The 18,663-nt window shown below is 67.5% G+C and carries 20 protein-coding genes; 6 read left to right on the top strand and 14 right to left on the bottom strand.

Features of this window, described 5'->3' with window-relative positions; genetic code table 11:
- Positions 1-81: 81 nt before the first annotated feature.
- A complete protein-coding gene (locus tag QZM35_RS24725) occupies positions 82-705 on the bottom strand; it encodes a glutathione S-transferase family protein (RefSeq protein WP_089428914.1) in 624 nt (207 codons plus the stop codon).
- 214 nt (positions 706-919) lie between these two features.
- On the opposite strand from QZM35_RS24725, the gene QZM35_RS24730 reads away from it, so the two are divergent.
- Positions 920-2,053, top strand: a complete 1,134-nt coding sequence (locus QZM35_RS24730) for an RNA-guided endonuclease TnpB family protein (protein WP_089428913.1) — start codon at positions 920-922, stop codon at positions 2,051-2,053.
- Between the two features lie 59 nt (positions 2,054-2,112).
- Here QZM35_RS24730 and QZM35_RS24735 read toward each other — a convergent pair whose 3' ends face one another.
- From QZM35_RS24735 to QZM35_RS24755, 5 genes are all read right to left on the bottom strand, one after another.
- Positions 2,113-3,612, bottom strand: a complete 1,500-nt coding sequence (locus QZM35_RS24735) for a TIGR01777 family oxidoreductase (RefSeq protein WP_301776992.1) — start codon at positions 3,610-3,612, stop codon at positions 2,113-2,115.
- Complete coding sequence (locus QZM35_RS24740; RefSeq protein ID WP_301776993.1) at positions 3,609-4,481, bottom strand: thiol-disulfide oxidoreductase DCC family protein; 873 nt, start codon at positions 4,479-4,481, stop codon at positions 3,609-3,611. Before QZM35_RS24740 ends, QZM35_RS24735 begins: the two co-directional genes overlap by 4 nt.
- 99 nt (positions 4,482-4,580) lie before the next feature.
- Positions 4,581-5,051 carry a DUF2269 domain-containing protein gene (locus QZM35_RS24745; protein WP_301776994.1) on the bottom strand — a complete coding sequence of 157 codons (471 nt, stop codon included), beginning with the start codon at positions 5,049-5,051 and terminating at the stop codon, positions 4,581-4,583.
- Entirely contained in the window at positions 5,048-6,355 is a 1,308-nt protein-coding gene (locus tag QZM35_RS24750; RefSeq protein ID WP_301776995.1) for an SDR family oxidoreductase, read from the bottom strand. The genes QZM35_RS24745 and QZM35_RS24750 overlap by 4 nt, the downstream gene beginning before the upstream one ends.
- A gap of 88 nt (positions 6,356-6,443) precedes the next feature.
- On the bottom strand, positions 6,444-6,977 hold the full coding sequence (locus QZM35_RS24755; RefSeq protein WP_006480371.1) for a GbsR/MarR family transcriptional regulator: 534 nt from the start codon (positions 6,975-6,977) through the stop codon (positions 6,444-6,446).
- Positions 6,978-7,141: 164 nt separating this feature from the next.
- Between QZM35_RS24755 and fabV the strand changes: the two genes are divergently transcribed.
- Positions 7,142-8,344 carry an enoyl-ACP reductase FabV gene (gene fabV, locus QZM35_RS24760; RefSeq protein ID WP_301776996.1) on the top strand — a complete coding sequence of 401 codons (1,203 nt, stop codon included), beginning with the start codon at positions 7,142-7,144 and terminating at the stop codon, positions 8,342-8,344.
- A gap of 63 nt (positions 8,345-8,407) precedes the next feature.
- Here fabV and QZM35_RS24765 read toward each other — a convergent pair whose 3' ends face one another.
- Positions 8,408-9,112 carry an SDR family oxidoreductase gene (locus QZM35_RS24765; RefSeq protein WP_089428908.1) on the bottom strand — a complete coding sequence of 235 codons (705 nt, stop codon included), beginning with the start codon at positions 9,110-9,112 and terminating at the stop codon, positions 8,408-8,410.
- A gap of 342 nt (positions 9,113-9,454) precedes the next feature.
- Between QZM35_RS24765 and QZM35_RS24770 the strand changes: the two genes are divergently transcribed.
- Positions 9,455-10,039, top strand: a complete 585-nt coding sequence (locus QZM35_RS24770; protein ID WP_174974046.1) for a TetR/AcrR family transcriptional regulator — start codon at positions 9,455-9,457, stop codon at positions 10,037-10,039.
- 76 nt (positions 10,040-10,115) lie between these two features.
- Here QZM35_RS24770 and QZM35_RS24775 read toward each other — a convergent pair whose 3' ends face one another.
- From QZM35_RS24775 to QZM35_RS24785, 3 genes are all read right to left on the bottom strand, one after another.
- Positions 10,116-10,694, bottom strand: a complete 579-nt coding sequence (locus tag QZM35_RS24775) for a hypothetical protein (RefSeq protein WP_089428906.1) — start codon at positions 10,692-10,694, stop codon at positions 10,116-10,118.
- Between the two features lie 109 nt (positions 10,695-10,803).
- Positions 10,804-11,589, bottom strand: a complete 786-nt coding sequence (locus QZM35_RS24780) for a YhfC family intramembrane metalloprotease (protein ID WP_089428905.1) — start codon at positions 11,587-11,589, stop codon at positions 10,804-10,806.
- A gap of 11 nt (positions 11,590-11,600) precedes the next feature.
- Positions 11,601-12,131, bottom strand: a complete 531-nt coding sequence (locus tag QZM35_RS24785) for a GNAT family N-acetyltransferase (protein ID WP_089428904.1) — start codon at positions 12,129-12,131, stop codon at positions 11,601-11,603.
- 205 nt (positions 12,132-12,336) lie between these two features.
- On the opposite strand from QZM35_RS24785, the gene QZM35_RS24790 reads away from it, so the two are divergent.
- From QZM35_RS24790 to QZM35_RS24800, 3 genes are all read left to right on the top strand, one after another.
- The gene (locus tag QZM35_RS24790) at positions 12,337-12,702 is read left to right on the top strand and encodes a helix-turn-helix transcriptional regulator (protein WP_089428903.1); all 366 of its coding nucleotides are present in this window, start codon (positions 12,337-12,339) and stop codon (positions 12,700-12,702) included.
- Entirely contained in the window at positions 12,674-13,159 is a 486-nt protein-coding gene (locus tag QZM35_RS24795) for an SRPBCC family protein (RefSeq protein ID WP_089428902.1), read from the top strand. The genes QZM35_RS24790 and QZM35_RS24795 overlap by 29 nt, the downstream gene beginning before the upstream one ends.
- A 124-nt stretch (positions 13,160-13,283) precedes the next feature.
- Positions 13,284-13,760 (top strand): SRPBCC family protein, encoded by a 477-nt coding sequence (locus tag QZM35_RS24800; protein ID WP_089428901.1) that lies wholly within the window; start codon positions 13,284-13,286, stop codon positions 13,758-13,760.
- A 33-nt stretch (positions 13,761-13,793) separates the two neighbouring features.
- Here the strand turns inward: QZM35_RS24800 and QZM35_RS24805 are convergent, their stop codons facing one another.
- From QZM35_RS24805 to QZM35_RS24820, 4 genes are all read right to left on the bottom strand, one after another.
- Positions 13,794-14,924 carry an amidohydrolase gene (locus QZM35_RS24805; RefSeq protein WP_089428900.1) on the bottom strand — a complete coding sequence of 377 codons (1,131 nt, stop codon included), beginning with the start codon at positions 14,922-14,924 and terminating at the stop codon, positions 13,794-13,796.
- A gap of 1 nt (position 14,925) precedes the next feature.
- Positions 14,926-16,233, bottom strand: a complete 1,308-nt coding sequence (locus QZM35_RS24810) for an MFS transporter (RefSeq protein ID WP_089428899.1) — start codon at positions 16,231-16,233, stop codon at positions 14,926-14,928.
- Between the two features lie 82 nt (positions 16,234-16,315).
- A complete protein-coding gene (locus tag QZM35_RS24815; protein WP_089428898.1) occupies positions 16,316-17,596 on the bottom strand; it encodes a CaiB/BaiF CoA-transferase family protein in 1,281 nt (426 codons plus the stop codon).
- Positions 17,593-18,579 carry a hydroxymethylglutaryl-CoA lyase gene (locus QZM35_RS24820; protein ID WP_089428897.1) on the bottom strand — a complete coding sequence of 329 codons (987 nt, stop codon included), beginning with the start codon at positions 18,577-18,579 and terminating at the stop codon, positions 17,593-17,595. The genes QZM35_RS24815 and QZM35_RS24820 overlap by 4 nt, the downstream gene beginning before the upstream one ends.
- Positions 18,580-18,663: the final 84 nt, after the last annotated feature.

Here is an 18,663-nt window from a genome sequence, read left to right on the forward strand (position 1 = left end):
CCGAGGGCCCGTGCATATCGGTCGTGACGCAAACGCGATGGCGCTTGCCACGGCGCCGCCTCGCACACTACCCGCGACGCATCACGGGTTCGCGCTGCCCGCGTATTTCTGGAAGCCTTCGCGCGTCGCGAGACGTTCGATATAGCGCGACACCGCCGGGAAATCCGGATGCTCGAATGGCGTGCCGAACCAGCGGTTCACCGACAGGCCGATCGGAATGTCCGCGAGCGTGAAGCCGTTGCCGGCCACGTACGCACCGGTCGCTTCGAGCTGCGCGTTCAGCACCTGCATGTGCTTCGTCCAGCCCGCGATCGACTGCGCGATGCCGGCCGGGTCCTGGTGATCGGGCGATTTGCGCACGAGGCCGAGGAACGCGCCGACCCACGAGCGGTTCAGGTCCGCGCCCTGCCAGTCGATCCATTGATCGACCCGCGCGCGCGCCTGCGGCTCGGCCGGATACAGCGCGTCGCCGCCGTAGCGGTTCGCGAGGTAGCGGATGATCGTGTTCGATTCCCAGAGCACGAAATCGTCGTCCTTGATGACGGGCACGAGACCGTTCGGATTCAGCGCGAGATAGGCCGGATCGTGGGTCGTGCGGAAGCCCGCGCCCCAGTCTTCCTGTTCGAACGGCAGGTTCAGCTCGGTGCACAGCCACAGCACCTTGCGAACGTTGATGGACGGGATCTTGCCGAGGATGTGCAGCATGCAGTCTCCTTGTGAGGTCGGATGCGGGGCGCCCGGGACGCACGACAGTTCCCGAACGCGTACACGCCGAATTTATCAGGTTTGCTCCGAGAACCCTCGTCCTTTCCCCAAGGGGACTTCCTTCGGGGTGCGGTGCGGGGATGAAAGGAGCGCGGCGGAACTGCCGCTTCTCCCAACGCTTGAGGCAAACGCAAACCTATGACATGTTCAAGGCATGGACATCAAGCGTGCCTACCGATTCCGGTTCTACCCGACACTCGAGCAAAAAGCGATTCTTGCCCGGACATTTGGGTGCGCGCGCTTTATGTATAACCACATGCTGAAAATGCGCACCGATGCATGGCAACAGCATCAGGTGCGTGTCGGGTATCACGAGACTTCCGCCGCGCTCACCGCGCTGAAGAAAACCCCTGAGCATTCGTGGCTGAACGAAGTAAGTTCGGTCCCGCTTCAGCAGGCGCTGCGCCATTTGCAGACAGCATTCGCGAACTTTTTCGCCAAGCGGGCGAAGTATCCTAACTTCCGACGCAAGGACGGTACGCAGTCGGCCACGTACACGGCAAGCGCCTTCAGGTGGGACGGCACTTCGCTGAAGCTGGCGAAGATGGACACGCCGCTCGCGATCCGCTGGTCGCGTACGATTCCCAAAGGCACGACAGTGACGACCGTCACAGTGTCGAAGGACGCTGTGGGCCGATACCACGTTTCAATGCTTTGCGACGACGTGGTTTCCGCAAAATCGGAATCGAAAAACAAGGTCGGAATCGACTTAGGGTTGACAGATTTTGTCGTTCTTTCGACGGGCGAGAAGATCGCTGCACCGAACGAGTTTCGCAAGACCGAAGCAAAGCTCGCCAAGTTGCAACGGCGGTTGGCGAAGAAACAAATAGGTTCCGCCAATCGCAGGAAGGCCAGGCTCAAAGTCGCTCGCATGCATGCTCGAATAGCGGACCGCCGCAGGGATTTCCTGCACAAGCTTTCGACCCGGCTCATCAACGAAAACCAAGTGATCGCCATCGAAAGCCTTTCCGTCAGCCACATGCTGAAGAATCGAAGACTCGCAAAATCGATCAGCGATGCAGGCTGGTCGGAATTCGTGCGGCAACTGACGTACAAAGCCAAATGGCACGGCCGCATACTGATCGGCATCGATCGGTGGCATCCGTCCAGCAAGCGATGCTCCGGCTGCGGGCATATCGTAGCCAAGCTGCCGTTGAAAATGCGGGCGTGGGTTTGTCCAGAATGCGGGGCGCCCCACGACCGCGACGTCAATGCAGCGCGTAACGTTTTGGCCGCCGGACTGGCGGTGTCAGCCCATGGAGAAAGCGTAAGTCCCATGTCTCTTTGAGGCGATGTCGGGTTGCATTCAATGAAGTGGGAATATCCTTCTCTCAGGGAGGAGAGCAGTCAAACGCGACCGCGGGGCAAACGACAGGCCGTACGCGGAAAATCCGCGTGCGGACGATTCGTCAGGTCGCGCAGCGCGTGCTCGGCCGTCGGGAAGCGGAACATGAATCCGTCCTGATGCAGCCGCGCCGGCATCACGCGCTGGCCGTCCAGCAGCAGCTCGGCCATCTCGCCCATCGCGATACGCAGCGGCGCGGCCGGCACGTGCAGCCAGGCCGGGCACTGCAGCACCTTCGACACGACCTGCACGAACTCGCGCTGGGTCAGCGGCGCAGGCGCGACCGCGTTGTAGACGCCGTGCATGCCCGGGTTCGCCATCGCACGCGCGATGATCCGCAGCACGTCGTCCCGGTGGATCCAGCTCATCACCTGCGCGCCGTCGCCGAAGCGCCCGCCCATCCCGAAGTAGTGCGGCAACAGCATCGGGCGCAGCGCGCCGCCCGGGCCGAACACGACGCCCAGCCGCAGCACCACCGAACGAACGCCATGACGCTCGAGCTGTCGTGCAGACTGCTCCCATTGCCGGCACAGCTCCGACATGAAGCCGCTGCCGGCGCTGCTGCCTTCGTCGAGCCGCTCGTCGGCAGCGCGCACGCCGTAGTAACCGATCGCCGATGCCTGGATCCACATGCGCGGCTTGACCTCGGCGGTCTCGACCCAGCGCATCAGCGATTCCGTCACGCCGACGCGGCTGGCCAGCAGCACCGCCTGCCGGCGCTTGCTCCAGCGTGCACCGAGCACCGGCGCCCCCGCGAGATTGATGACCGTGTCGAAACGCTCGTGCGGCTGCAGCTGCTCGACGGACGTGACGCTGCGCACGCGGCCGTGAAACTGGTAGGCCGCGCGCAGCGGATCGCGCGCCAGCAACGTGACCGCATGCCCTGCATCGAGCAGATGGTTCACGAGGGTTTCGCCGATGAAGCCGGTGCCGCCAGTGACGAGCACGTTTCCCGGCGGCTGCCCCGCGAACGGATTGACGACCGGCTCGCGTCGCGCGATCCGGCAGGCCGCGATTCCGTCGCGGATTCCCGAAATCGTCACACCGACGGCAAAGAGGCTCAGCACCCAGCCGCGCCAGCCGAGATCGAGCGCCTGCAGCGCGGTCGGCTCGTGCGCCCACGTGGCCAGCTGCATCGCGATCATTCCGAACAGCGCGCCGCCGTTGACGGCCAGCAGCGTGTGCAGCACGCGCTCGGTCGCCGGCAGCTTGCGGCTCTGGTCCTCGACGACGAAATCCCACAGCGTCAGCACTATCTCGACGACGACCACCGCCGCGAGGGCCGCGACCCACGCGCCGTGAAAGGCGACGTTCGCGATCGATGCGAACACGAGGCCGTAAAGCACGGAACGCACCGCATGAATTCCCAGCTCGAGCCGCGCGCGCGGGCTGTGCGGCAGATCCTGCGTGAGTTCGTGGTGATAAAGCGTATCGAATGCGCCCATCGCACCCTGCACGATCAGCAGGTTGAGCGCCCAGTCGTAAGCAGGCAAGGTGTTCATACCGCGTCCCTCCTCCAAAGCCAGACAAGCGGCGGCACCATCGCGACGAGTGCCGCCGCGTCGATCGCCACGTGGCCCGATACCTGGGCCTGCAATGAAAACAGCATGTCCTGCGGCGCCCAGATCAGCAGGCCGGCCAGCAGCCATCCCCACACTTCCCGTTTCTGCAACCTGTTGCCGAGATGCACGAGCGCCAGCATCCAGACCGACGCGCATTGCACCGTCGCGCCCATCAGCGACATCCACCAGATCTGCTGCGCACGCGCCGCGTCGGGTGCCGCTTCCGCCCAGAAATGCAGCTCGATGACGCGGTGATACGCATCGAGCCACGGCGCGCTTGCAACCCAGGGAACGGCAATGCCGACGAGCAGATGTGCGATCGCGGCGCCATACATCCAGGTCACGACGATGCGGCGAACGTTGTCTCGCGCCGGACGATCCGTCGGGTGTTCAGCGGCACGTTCGCTACCGCCACGGCACGCCGCCCCATCGCAACGCGCTTCGGTGCGATAGCCGAGCCAGCGTGATACCGCATGCCGGTTGCGCGCGAAGCGGCGATACAGCGGCGCCAGCGCACCGCGCACGACCGGCACACGAAGCAGCCGGACGAGCCGGCGACGCCCGGTCAGCGCCTGGGCGGCCAGGATGCTGTCCACGCCGGTCAGCATGCGTCCGTCGGGCAGGCGCGCGTGCAGCTCGCGATTCAGCGCCGGCAGGTCGACGCCCAGCGGCACGGGATCGAAACCCGGCGCGGCGATATCGACGAAGGCCAGCCGGTGTCGCGCGTCGCGAGCCCTGAGACGCTTGATCTCCGCCACGCACAACGGACATCGTCCGTCGAAGTACAGCACCAGTTCACTTGATTCCATGATTCGCATTCCTTCTTATTACCCTTCGCAGCTTCATGAATCGATCGACGGCTCTCCGCTGTGCCACAACGCCGCTTCTGCGCAGCGGCGGCAACGCACTTACATCGGCTTGAGCACCATCAGGAAGTAGACGGTCAGCATCGCGAAGAACGCCGGATAGCCGAGCAGTTCCCAGCGCTTCGCGTAAAGCCAGTACCGCTCCGGCAGCGCGGCATCGCCGTTCGCATGAGCGAGCTTCGCCATCGCGGCCAGTTCGACCTGCAGCCACACGACCGGCAGCCAGCACGCACCGGCAATTGCATACAGCACGATCGACGCCATGAGCCACGGCGTATCCCACGGCCAGCCGGCCGTGTGCGCGAGCCACAGCCCCGATGCCGGCTGGAAGATCACGGCGGGCGTCGTGAACCACCAGTCCGCGCGCACCACGAGCCGCGACACGGCCGCGATCGCGGGCACCGAGCGCGTGCGGTTCGCGAAGAACAGGTAGAACGCGGTGCCGAACCCGGTGCCGACCATCAGCACCGAAGACAGGATGTGAAGCGCCTTGATGACGAGATAGGTATTCATGCTTGTTCTTCTTCTGAAAAAAGGATCAACAGGATGGCGAGAATCGGCACGTTCTTGAGCACGGGGCCGAACGGTTCGGCGAGCAGGCCCGGCATCGTGGCCGCGATGACCGCCGAATACGCGACGATCAGCGCGGCTTGCGCGACCCACAGGCGGCGCGACGGCGCGACGACGGTTGCGACGCCGAACGCGAAGTCCAGCGCGCTGGCCGCGTAGAGCGCGATCAGCGCGGGCAACTCCGTCAGGTGCGCGGGTGCAAGCAGCGCGAGGCTCGCGTGCAGCGGATGGATGAACGCGCTGGCGATGGCCGTCCAGATCCACACGATCGCCAGCGCGCCGCGCAACAGCAGGCGACGCCACATCGCGAGCGCATCGCGACGCAGCGCGGCGGCTTCCGCGCCGATGAAGCCGTCGATCCCGCGCGGCGGCCGGCCGAGCATCGCCGTGGCGGCGGCCGGATCGCCGGTATTCCCGCCACGCAGCATCGTCCACGTATCGCGCGTGAAGATCGCGCCCGGCAGCGTGCCGAGCAGCACGGCCGCCACACCGGCCAGCGGGCCCGGCAATCCGATGCGAGCGGCCGGCGGAAACCCCAGCGCCGCGCGGTAGCGGGCCAGCATCTCGCGGTATTCGACTTCGTCGGTGCCGACGACGTCGATCACCGGGCGGCCGGCCGCCGGCGCATCGACGCATCGCGCGACGACTTCGGCGAGATCGTCGACGTGCACGGGGCGCAGCCGCTGACGGCCGCCCGCCGGCAGGACCTGCACCGGCAGGCTCGCGAGCATCCGGAAAAACCGCGCCGACGCGCCGTCCGTGCCGTAGACGAGCGCGGGACGCACGATCCGGAAGTCGATCGGCAGCGTCTGCAGGAAGCGGTCGGCCGCGGCCTTGCTGGCGAAGTAGCGCGTATCGCCACGCTCGACGCCGAGCGCCGAGATCTGGATCACGCGCCGCACGCCTGCGCGGCAGCACGCGGTGAAGAGCGCGCACGGCGCGGCGCGATGCACGGCGTCGAGCGTCGCGCCGCGCTGATCGGCAAGGATGCCGACCGCATTGATCACCACGTCGACGCCTTCCAGCCGCGCGAGCCACGCGTCCGGGTCGACGTCCTTCGCGAAGTCGATCGCGACGTCGGACGGGCCGGCCGCCTGACGCACGCCGCGCAGCACACGATGGCCGCCGGCTTCGAGCTGCGCGCACAGTGCCCGCCCGATGAAGCCGTTCGCCCCGCACACGAGAACGGTCATGCTGCGCGCCGCGGTGCGGCCGGGCGGGCGGGTCGACGGCAAGACGGTGTCCATTTTCATCCTCTATTTACAGTTATTTCTGTACAGACAGAAATAACGATCCCAAAAAAAGCGGGCTGGCTGCCCGCACTGCGTGTCCTGCCTACTTCGACGGCTTGCGCCTGACCGTCTGGCTGATCTTCGCGCCGATGCCGAGCGCCTTCATCAGCGTATCGGGCTTGAGCCGCAGCATCTCGTCCGACCAGGTCGTGAGCGTCTCGACGAACTGCAGCGTGTCGCGGATGCGCTGCTCGGTCTCACGGCTCTCGTTCGCGATCTCGGGATTCGTCAGGCAATCGCGCAGCACCGTCAGCGTCGGCTCGATCTCGCGCTGCCGCCGCCCTTCGACGATCAGCTTGAACAGCTCCCAGATGTCGGTCGACGTCTCGAAGTGGTCACGGCGGTCGCCCAGCACGTGCACGACCTTCGCCAGCCGCCACGCCTGAAGCTCCTTCAGGCTCGTGCTGACGTTGGAGCGCGCCACATTGAGCGTCTCGGCGATCTCGTCGGCCGCGACCGGCCGGCCGGCCAGATAGAGCAGCGCGTGGATCTGCGAGACGGTGCGGTTGACGCCCCACCGCGAGCCCATTTCGCCCCAGTGGAGAATGAATCGTTCGGCAATCGGTGTGAGTTCCATGACGTGAAATTTAGGCATTTCAGTTATTTCTGTCAAGAGAGAAATAACTGAGCGATCCGACCGGTTCCGGCGGCGCCCGCCCGCGATCGGCCGCTTCCTTTACAATGCGCGGGATTTTCCGAATTCAGGCCGTCCCAGCCTTTCTGACTAGAGTAGAGGTTTCCATGATCATCAAACCGCGCGTGCGTGGCTTCATCTGCGTGACGACTCATCCGGTCGGCTGCGAAGCCAACGTCAAGGAACAGATCGACTACGTGACTTCGCACGGCCCGATCGCCAACGGCCCGAAAAAGGTGCTCGTGATCGGCGCGTCGACCGGCTACGGCCTCGCCGCCCGGATCTCGGCCGCCTTCGGCGCCGACGCGGACACGCTCGGCGTGTTCTTCGAGCGTGCCGGCAGCGAGACGAAGCCGGGCACGGCCGGCTGGTACAACACCGCCGCGTTCGAGAAATTCGCCGCCGAAAAGGGGCGCTATGCGCGCAGCATCAACGGCGACGCATTCTCCGACAAGGTCAAGCAGGTCACGATCGACACCATCAAGCAGGATCTCGGCAAGGTCGATCTCGTCGTCTACAGCCTCGCGGCACCGCGCCGCACGCATCCGAAGACGGGCGAAACCATCAGCTCGACGCTCAAGCCGATCGGCAAGACGGTCACGTTCCGCGGCCTCGACACCGACAAGGAAGTGATCCGCGACGTCACGCTGGAACCGGCGACGCAGGAAGAGATCGACGGCACCGTCGCCGTGATGGGCGGCGAGGACTGGCAGATGTGGATCGACGCGCTCGATGAAGCCGGCGTGCTGGCCGACGGCGCGAAGACCACCGCGTTCACGTATCTCGGCGAGCAGATCACGCACGACATCTACTGGAACGGCTCGATCGGCGAAGCGAAGAAGGATCTCGACAAGAAAGTGCTGTCGATCCGCGACAAGCTCGCCGCGCACGGCGGCGACGCGCGCGTGTCGGTGCTGAAGGCGGTCGTCACGCAGGCCAGCTCGGCGATCCCGATGATGCCGCTGTACCTGTCGCTGCTGTTCAAGACGATGAAGGAAGCCGGCACGCACGAAGGCTGCATCGAGCAGGTGTACGGCCTGTTCAAGGACAGCCTGTACGGCACGACCCCGCACGTCGACGAAGAAGGCCGCCTGCGCGCGGACTACAAGGAGCTCGATCCGCAGGTGCAGGCGAAGGTCGTCGCGCAGTGGAACCACGTGACGAACGAGAACCTGTACGAGCTGACCGACTTCACCGGCTACAAGACCGAGTTCCTGCGGCTGTTCGGCTTCGAGATCGCCGGCGTCGACTACGACGCGGACGTGAACCCGGACGTGAAGATCCCGGGCATCATCGACACCACCGCCTGACGTTACGGCCCGCCGCCCCGCTGCACGCGCAGCAGGGGCGGCGGGCTCGGGATACCGGCGGCTTCAACGCGGCGCCGGTTCTTCCAGATAAACGCCCGACGACAGCGTGGCCTTCACCTGCCGCGTGAACTCGTCGGTCGACACTTCCTCCTCTCCCGCTTCGATCGCTTCGTACGCCTGGCGCACGACGTCGGCCGGCGTGGCCTTCGGCACGTCGAGGCCGGCCGTCAGGTCGGTATCGATGAAACCGGCATGCAGCCCGACGACCTGCGTGTGCTGCTCGCGCAGCGAATGGCGCAGCCCGTTGGTCAGCGCCCACGCAGCCGATTTCGACACGCCGTAGCCCGCCAGGATCGGCCGGTTCACCCAGCTCGCGACCGACAGGATGTTCAGGATCGCGCCGCCGCCATTCCCGGCGAGGCTGCCCGCGAACGCGCGCGACATCGCCAGCATCCCGAACACGTTGGTTTCGAAGTGATCGCGCAACGCGTCGGGCGCGCCATCGTCGGTCAGGCTGCCGAGCCGCGCGATGCCCGCGTTGTTGATCAGCAGCGTGACGTCGCGTGCGGCATCGGCCGCCGCGGCGACGGCCGCCGGATCGGTCACGTCGAGCTTCACCGGCACGACGCCCGGCAGCGTCACGGTGGCCGGATCGCGCGCCGCCGCATAGACCTTGCGCGCCCCTCTCGCGAGCGCCTGCTTCGCAAACTCGAGCCCGAGCCCGCGGTTTGCGCCCGTGATGAACACCACTGCACCTTCGATCTTCATGTTCGTTCCTTTCGCATGATGAATCGCATGCGCGCCGGCTCGCCGCGCGCGTGAGATCCGGTGGAAAACCAGCCTGCCCTTTGCTTGCCGAATCGTGGCGCCGCCGCCGGCAGACGGCGAGCCGCCCGCTGCCCGTGACCCGGCGGCGCCCAAGACCCCGACCGCTTGCCATCCGGTGTTCCGGTCGCGGCTTTGCGCCCGCCGCCAAGTCGGCTACACTCGATGTCAATGTCGATCACCATCGTCTTTGCGATGCATTGTGTTCTCGCCCTTCGGGCATGTCAATGGTGATCGCCATTGTGTTTTCCAATCGACGCGATCGACAAAATCAGGGAGGGATCTATGGGCGTGTCAAGACAGCAGGCTGCCGAGAACCGGAGCGCGATCGTCGCGGCCGCCGAGCGGCTGTTCCGCGCGCGCGGCGTCGACGCGGTCGGGCTCACGGAGCTGATGAAGGAAGCCGGCTTCACGCAGGGCGGCTTCTACAACCACTTCAAGTCGAAGGACGCGCTGGTTGCCGAGGTGATGGAAAAGGCGATGCAGGACCGGGCGGATTCGCCGAACGCCGGCAGTCTCGACGCGCAGGTGGCGTTGTATCTGTCGGCCGCGCATCGCGACAACGTCGAGGCCGGATGCCCGCTGTCCGGTTTCGCCGGCGATGCGCCGCGGCTGACCGACGCGGCGCGCGCGTGCTACGCGCACGGCCTCGCCACGTACCTCGATCGGCTGGAACGGATGGTGGCCACGGAAGGCGCGACGCCCGCGCAGACACGTCGCGATGCGGTCGCGGTCTTCAGCCAGATGGTCGGCGCGCTCGTGCTGTCGCGCGCGATCGCCGGCACCGATCCGGCGCTGGCCGACGAGATCCTCGCCGCCGCGCGGGAAACGCTCACCGCCGGGCGCGACGATCCGGGCGCGCGGGTGTAGCCGCGCCAAAACGTCGTGGTGCGTCGGCCGGTGCGGCGTGTCGGCGTGCGCGGTGATGATTCAACGTCTCGCCGCGCTATTCGACCGCCCGGGCGGCATCCCACAGCGGCTGCGCACCGCGCGCCGCATTCCAGGCGGCAAAATGCGTGCGCCACGCTTCGAACGGCTCCGCCAGCGGGTGGCGCGGATCGTCGCTGAGCGAATACGCCATCCCTTCGATCAGCCAGCGCGGCCGGGTCGCGACGGCCAGGTTGCCGAGCACTTCGGCCTGCCGGTGATGGATCAGCTCGTGCGCGAGAAAGTAGGTCTGCCAGCCGCGCGGTGCGATCACCACGCCGAAATTCCCGAGCGTCAGCGCCGCGCGTTGGCCCAAGCCGAACGCATCGGCGCACGCCCGCGTCGAGCAGAACACGACGCGCGGCGCCGCCTGGAATGCACCGACGGCCGCCGCCGCGCGCGCATAGCCGTCGCGATAGAGCTGCCGCGCGTCGCCGAGCTTCGCGGCATCGTCCGTGCAGATATCGGCGCTCGGGCACGACACACCGGGGACCAGCGCGGGCGCGACGACGCGCAACGGCTTGACGAGCGCATACGCGGCAATCGGCAGCGCGACGAGCAGGCCCGTGAGGGCAAAAGCGACATGGGAGCGTTTCATCGGGGCGGTGGTTCCGGGGCGTTCTCGTTCTGCTGAAGTCTTCCTGCGTGAATATATCGGACCGGCGATGTCCGCGGCCCGGCTTGATTCCGCGACGGCGCGTTGCCAATCAGGCAACAGGCTCCGTGCTGGCCTCGCCGGCACCCGGCATCCGGCGGCTCCAGCGAACACCCAGCCACAGAAGCGCGACACCGCACACGAACAGGAGCACCTCGACCAGCACGGTATCGACATGCCAGTACCGCGTCAGCAGCACGGCGGCGAGGTCGAACAGGAGATGAAGCGCGATCGCATACGCGAGCCAGCGCTTCGTGCCGCGGACGAATGCCTGCAGCACGATCAGCGACAGCCCCACGTGCGCGGCCATGGCGCTCACGCGCTCGAACAGCGCGAGTAACGGCGACGCGAATGTCATGCCGGAGAACTGCGACCCGATCAGTGACTGCGCACCTTCAGGCACCACGACGCCTGCTCGCGCGAGCAGGTACGCGGCAGCGAGCGCGATGAATCCGACGCCGACCAGCAGCATCGCTTCCAGCCCGCCGTGCCCGAGCCCGAGCATCACGGCCGTCGGCGCGTCATGTCGCTTCGGCAGCAGATACCGGAAAGCGACCCAGCGCCCGCACTCCTCGAAGAGCCCGGCCGTCAGCGCGGCGAACACGAGCATCGGCAGGTGCCAGCCGGGATCGTGCGCGAGCCAGCGGAACAACGGCACCTGCCACGACAGGCGCAGCACCGGCTGGAACACGAAAAAGGTCAGCATCCCGTAGAAAAACACCCGCAACGGCACCTGCGCGCGGCGCCGCCATGCGACCGCGAGCAACACCGGCGCGGTCAGCGCCACGACACCCGCCGCGAGCGTGACGAACAGGAGCAACGGGGCGACGGGATGCATGACGAATGCCGTTACGCGAGCTGCTTGTGGAAATACGTCGTCGCGCAGAGCGTGCCGTCAGGCATCAGCGCGTAGTTCGGCACGACACCGACACGCTGCCAGCCGGCCCGCTCGTACAGCCGCTCGGCGTCGCCGCCCGTCACGGTGTCGAGCACGAGCACGGTCTTGCCCGCGTCGCGCGCGGCCGCATCGGCCGCCGCCATCAGCCGCGCGGCGATGCCCTGCCGGCGCGCGTGCCGCGCCACGAGCATCTTCGAGATATCGGCGCGATGCGGCTGGTTCTCCGGCTGCGCGGTCACGACCTGCACGGTGCCGACGATCCGGCCGGCCGCGTCCTCGGCAACGAGCAGGATGCGCTCGCCGTTCGCGACGCCGTCGGCGACATTCGTCCAGAACGCGACGGCGGTCGCCCGCTCGATCGGCAACATGAAGCTGACGGACGCGCCGCCCTCGACGCAATCGATCAGCACGTCGGCCAGTGCTTCGACACAGCGCTTCGCTTCGTCCGCGCCGACGCGGCGGACGGTAACGGATTCGGTCATGCCAACTCCGGTAGTCAGTTGGGTCGCACACGCGGGCTCGGCGTGCGGCCGGATGGGAAGGAAACACCGGCCTGCCGTCGCGGCTCGCGCAACGGCGGCAGGCGCTCGGCAACGCCGCACCCGGCCGGCGCGTGTTACCGCCCCATCATCCTACGCGACGAAAATTTCCGTTGCATCGCCGTTCGCCCCCCCTATACTTAGCCACATGGCTAACTTTCAACCCGGCATCAGCGACGTTTTCCACGCCCTCGCCGATCCGACGCGCTGCGCGATCGTCAGCATGCTCGGCCACGGAGAACGGACCGTCTCCGCGCTGGCCGAACCGTTCGACATGGCGCTGCCGTCGTTCATGAAGCACGTCGCCGTGCTCGAGCGCAGCGGTCTCGTCCAGACCCGCAAGGCCGGCCGCTCGCGCACCTGCACGCTGGTCGGCAGCCGGCTGACCGAAGCCGAGGCATGGCTCGCCGAGCAGCGCGCACTGTGGGAAGCCCGATCCGATCGTCTCGTCGAATTCGTCGAACGCCGTCACCAGGAGGAGCAAGATGTCAGCCAGCCCCGTCGACCCCGTTGAAGCCCACGACCTCGTCATCACGCGCACGCTGCGTGCGCCGCGCCACGCGCTGTGGCGTGCCTGGACCGAGCCCGAACTGCTGAAGCAATGGTGGTGCCCGAAACCGTGGACCACCGAAGTGCGCGCGTTCGACCTGCGGCCGGGCGGCGCCTTCCACACCTACATGCGCGGCCCCGATGGCGGCACCAGCGACAATCCCGGCTGCTTCCTCGAGATCGTGCCCGAATCGCGCATCGCGTTCACGTCGATGCTCACGGGCGGCTGGCGGCCGCAGGCGCCGTGGATGGGCTTCACCGCGATCATCACGATGGCCGACGACGACGCGGGCAGCCGCTACGAAGCGCGCGTGATGCATCCGGACGCCGCCACGCGCGAGCGCCACGAAGCGCTCGGCTTCTTCGAGGGCTGGAACACCTGCATCACGCAGCTCGACGAATTCGCGGCCGCATTGCGCTGAGCCGGCCGCGGCCGCGTGTGCGGTCATTGCATGCCGCCGCTCGCGCGCCTAGGATTCCTGAAGGAAGCATGACGACACGCCGGCCGCCGGCGTGCACCGTCGTGCGCACTCCGCGGGAGGCCACATGTTGCACACGCACACGCATTCGACCCGGGTCAGCCGGCACCTGAACGCCCCGCGCGGCCGCGTCTACCGCGCGCTCCTCGATCCGCACGCGGTCGAGCAATGGAAAGTGCCCGACGGCATGACCTGCCGCGTGCATGCGTACGACGCGCGCGAAGGCGGTGCGCTGCGGGTATCGCTGAGCTATGAAGCGCCTTCGGCCGGCACCGGCAAGACCACCGCGCGCACCGATACCTATCACGGCCGCTTCGTCACGCTCGTGCCAGACGAGCAGATCGTCGAGATCGACGTGTTCGAGACCGACGACCCGATGCTGCGCGGCGCCATGACGATCACGATCACGCTGTCCGACGAAGCGGGCGGCACGCGTGTGGACGCCGTGCACGACGGGGTGCCGCCGGGCGTGCCGGCCGCGGACAACGAGACCGGCTGGCAAATGGCGCTGGCGCGGCTCGCGGCGCTGGTGGAAGCCGAGTAAGCCCCTGCCGCGCCGGGCCCGCCGCCGCGCGCGTCAGCCGAGCCGGTAAGCGCGCGTGACCGTGCCGCGGAACAGCGCGTCGCGCTCGTCCGGGCTCGCCTGCGCGGTCAGCCGCTTGAACGCATTCCAGCCGTTCACGAACGAATACGAGCCCTTGTCGACCGGGAAATTGCTCTCGAACATGCAGCGCCCGGGGCCGAACGCGTCGATGCAGGTCATCATCCACGGCTTCCACGTGTCGGCGAGCTGCACGGAAGACGGCGGCCGTTCGCCCTTCTCGAAATCGAAACCGTTGATGCGCATCCCGAGCCCGCCGACCTTCACGTACACGTTCGGCAGTTGCGCGAGCGTACGCATCGACGCCGACCAGCGCTCGAACACCTCCGGCCGCTTGTCGGCATAACTGGCGATCCGCACGACACCGCCGCAGTGATTGACGATGACGCGCGTATCGGGGTTCGCCTTCGCCAGCTCGAACAGTTCGGGCAGTTGCGGAAAGAACAGCCACGCGTCATACGACAGCCCGAGCGGCGCGAGCTGGGCGACGCCCGCGCGGTACGCGGGATCGAGCAGCAGCCCGCGCGGCACCGCCGACAGCGGATTGGCGAGCGTCGGATCGGCGTCCCAGGTCGTCAGGTGACGCACCCCGCGGAAGCGCCCGCGACCGGCTTCGAGATGCGCTTCGAGCACCTCGCGCACGCGTTCGCCGAGGCGCAGGTCCGCGTGGCCGACGATGCCTTTCGCGACCGCCACCGGGCCGTGCTGCAGCGGCTCGGTCACGCCCGCGACGTAGGCCGTCTCGCCCACCGGTTTCAGTTCGGCCGGGCCCGAGTCGCGATAGCGCGTCTGCGCCTGCATGTAGACGGACGCCTGGATGTTGTGGCCCGAGCGCGCATCCTGCAGATAGTCGTCGAGCATATAGATCCAGCCCGGCCGTTCGTAGAAGTGATGATGCGCGTCGACGATCGGCAGGTCGGGCTCGAGCGCGGGTTCGAGCGCCGACGCGAGCCAGTCGGGGCGGACCGCGAGATAGTTGCTTTGCGTCGTCATGCGTGAAACTCCTTCCTGGGTGGCCGCGCGCGCCTTGGTGAACGCGGGCAGCGCGAGCGAGGCGGCGGCCGCGCCGAGCAGCCGGCGTCGCTTGATCGACATCGTCGTGTCCATGTCATTCGCTCCGGTCGAATGCAACCAGCGACAGCGTGAGCAGCGTCGTGATCGCCAGCACGATCGCGAGGCCCAGCATGCCGGCGGTGAAGGTGCCGAAGCTGTCCTTCAGGTAGCCGACGAGATAAGGGCCCGCGAAGCCGCCGAGCGCGCCGATCGAGTTGATCAGCGCGAGCCCGCCGGCCGCGGCCTGGCCGGACAGGAAGCGCGACGGCAGCGTGTAGAAGATCGTGCGGCCGGCGATCGTGCCGATCAGCGCGAGCGTGATGCCGACGAGTGCCGGCCCGAGCGTCTGGAAGTGCGTCGACACGCCAAGCGCCACCGCGCCGATGAACAACCCGATCGCCAGGTTCGCAACCGGGCCGCCGCGCCGGTCCACGCGCTTCGCCCACCACAGCAGTGCGACGGTCGCGAAGAAGTACGGCACCGCGGACAGCCAGCCCGTCTGCATCGTCGACATGCCGTGCGCCTTCAGCATCTGCGGCAGCCAGATGCCGATCCCGTAGGACCCCATCGTGAAGCCGAACGAAATCAGCGCGAGCAGGTACACGCGCACGTCGCGCAGCGCGATGCCGAAGCGCTTCTTGCGGCCGGCGGCCGCGCCGTCGCGCTCGAACGCACGCTGCAGCGCCGCCCGCTCGTCGTCGGACAGCCACGCGGCATGCGCCGGCGAGTCGGACAGCAGCTTCAGCACGAGAAAACCGAGCGCGCACGCCGGCAGCCCTTCGACGATGAACATCCATTTCCAGCCGGCGAGCCCAAACACGCCGTCGAGTTGCAGCAGCCACGTCGACAACGGACCGCCGATCAGCGACGACAGCGGCGTCGACACGGTGAACCACGCGAGCACGCGCGTGCGGTAGCTCGCCGGAAACCACACGGCGAGGAAGAAGATCACGCCCGGAAAGAATCCGGCTTCGCCGATGCCGAGCAGCAGCCGGATCGCGTAGAAACTCGTCGGCCCGGTTGCAAGCGCGGTCGCGGCCGCCATCAGCCCCCACGTGATCATGATGCGGGCAAGCCAGCGCCGCGCGCCGAAGCGGTACAGCGCGAGATTGCTCGGCACCTCGAACAAGCAGTAGCCGGCGAACATGATCCCCGCGCCCCAGCCGAACTGCGTCGCGGTCAGGCCGAGATCGCGGTTCATCGTGAGCGCCGCGAAGCCGACGCTCGTGCGGTCCAGGTAGTTGAAGAAGTACGCGAGCGCGAGCAGCGGAATGAAGCGCCACGCGGCCTTGCGCACGGCCCGTTGCTCGAGCGACGCGTCGGTCTCGCGATCGTCGGCCAGTGCCGGGGAAGCGGATGTCATGGTTGTCTCCGTGGATGGGGCGGCCGCGCCCGTGCGTGGCACGGCCGGGACGCCTTTGTTCGTTCGGTGAATCGCGGCCGCGCTACGCGCTCGCCAGTTCGTTCGGTGACGGCGCGCCGCCCGGCGCCGCATCGTCCGCGCCATGCTGCCCCGCGACGACGCCGGCTTCGATCAGCGCACGCGCCTCGTCCGGCGTGTAGCCGAGCTCGCCGAGCAGCGCGCGCGTGTCCTGGCCGAGTGCGGGCGGTGCCGCGCGCAGCCGCAGGCGTTCGCCGCCAAGCGTCAGCGGCAGCAGCGCGGTGCGCGTGTCGACCGGCCGCCCGGCGCTGCTCGCGTCGGCCGGCAGCGTCACGGCCTCGAGGCCGCCCGTGGCGAGCAGGTGCGGATCGTCGAACAGGTCCTGCGGTTTCGTGATCGGCGCGTACGGCAGGCCGTTCGATTCGAAGATCGCGCCGATCTCCGCGGCCGAATGCGGCGCGAGCCGCGCACGCAACTCGGGCAGCAGCCACTCGCGCGCCTGCACGCGCAGGTTGTTGGTCGCGACGCGCGGATCGTCCTTCAGCGCGGCCAGGCCGAACGCATCGCAGAACAGCGCCCACTGCGTGTCCGACACGACCGCGAGAAAGATCTGTTCGTCATCCTTAACTGAAAACACGTCGTAGACGGCCCACGCGGAAATCCGGCTCGGCATCGGCGAGGCGGCCTGCCCGGTCACCGCGAACTGCATCATGTGCTGCGCGACGAGGAACACGTTGTTCTCGAACAGCGAACTCTGCACCTGCTGGCCGCGGCCGGTGCGTTCGCGCTGCGCGAGCGCGGCCATCGCGCCGATCGCGCCGAACATGCCGCCCATGATGTCGTTCACGCTCGCCCCCGCGCGCAGCGGCCGCCCTTCCGGGCCCGTCATGTATGCGAGGCCGCCCATCATCTGCACCACTTCGTCGAGCGCGGTGCGATGCTCGTACGGCCCCGGCAGGAAGCCCTTGTGCGACACGTACACGAGGCGCGGATTCAGCGAATGCAGCGCCGGATAGCCGAGGCCTAGCCGGTCCATCGTGCCGCTCTTGAAGTTCTCGCTGAACACGTCCGCGGTCGCCACGAGCCGCAGCACGATCTCCAGCCCGCGCGGATCCTTCACGTCGACGGCGAGGCTCTTCTTGTTGCGGTTGAACATCCCGAAGAAGCCCGCGCCGGAACCGCGCAGCGCGCGCGTGCTGTCGCCCGCGATCGGTTCGATCTTGATGACCTCCGCGCCGAGATCCGCGAGCAACATCCCGCAGGTCGGACCCATCACCATGTGCGTCATCTCGATCACGCGCGTGCCTGCGTACGGCAGCGTCGAAGCCGGTTGGTGGTCGTTCATTGCACGACTCCCGTCAGGCATCCTTCCGGTTGCACCGCGCTCGGAGCGCGGCCGTCCGCGTAACGGAAGCCTTTCGGCAACCCGGCGTCCGGCACATGGCCGTACAACGCCTCGGCCGGCAGCGCCGCGTGCAGGATCGCGCGCGCGGCGAGCAGCGCGTCGACGTCGATACCCGTGTCGAATCCCATCGCCTCGAGCAGGAACACGAGATCCTCGGTGACGATGTTGCCGGTCGCACCCGGCGCATACGGGCAGCCGCCGAGGCCGCCCTGGCTCGCGTCGATCGTCGTCACGCCCGCGTCGAGCGCCGCGACGACGTTCGCGAGCCCCTGCCCGCGCGTGTTGTGGAAATGCGCGCCGCCGGCCTTGTCGCCGACTTCGCGCTGCAGGCGCAGGAACAGCCGGCGCACCTGCGCCGGATTCGCATAGCCGCTCGTGTCGGACAGCCCGATCTCGTCGACGCCGCATTCGGCCATCGCCACCGCCATCGCGATCGTCTCGTCGTCGCTCACCGCGCCCGCGATCGTGCAGCCGAACGCGACCGACACGCCCGCCTCGATCTGCACCGATGGAAACCGCTCATTGCGCAGCGCGACGATCGCACGCACCTCGTCGATCATCTGCGCGGGCGTCTTGCGGATGTTCGCCAGCGAATGCGCTTCCGTCACCGAGACCGGCAGCGTCAGCTTGTGCACACCGGCCTCGAATGCGCCCTCGGCGCCGCGCAGGTTCGGCGCGAGCGCGGCGACGTGCAACCCGGGAATCGCCAGCGCGTGCGCGACGACTTCGCGCACATCGGCCATCTGCGGCAACAGCTTCGCCGGCACGAACGACCCGACCTCGATCTCGCGCAGGCCGGCCGCGGCCAGCGCGGTGATCCAGCGCAGCTTGCCGGCCGTCGGCATCACGGCCTGGATGCTCTGCAGGCCGTCGCGCGGCCCGACCTCGCTGACCAGCACCTTCGGATATTCGGAAACGCTCATTTGACACTCCATCGTTCTGTCTGAAAGAACATCGTTCTGTTTGATAGAACTCTATGCGTGCGTCGAATGGGCTGTAAGCGGGGT

The sequence above is a fragment of the Burkholderia sp. AU45274 genome, from assembly GCF_030482505.1.
Lineage (GTDB): Bacteria > Pseudomonadota > Gammaproteobacteria > Burkholderiales > Burkholderiaceae > Burkholderia.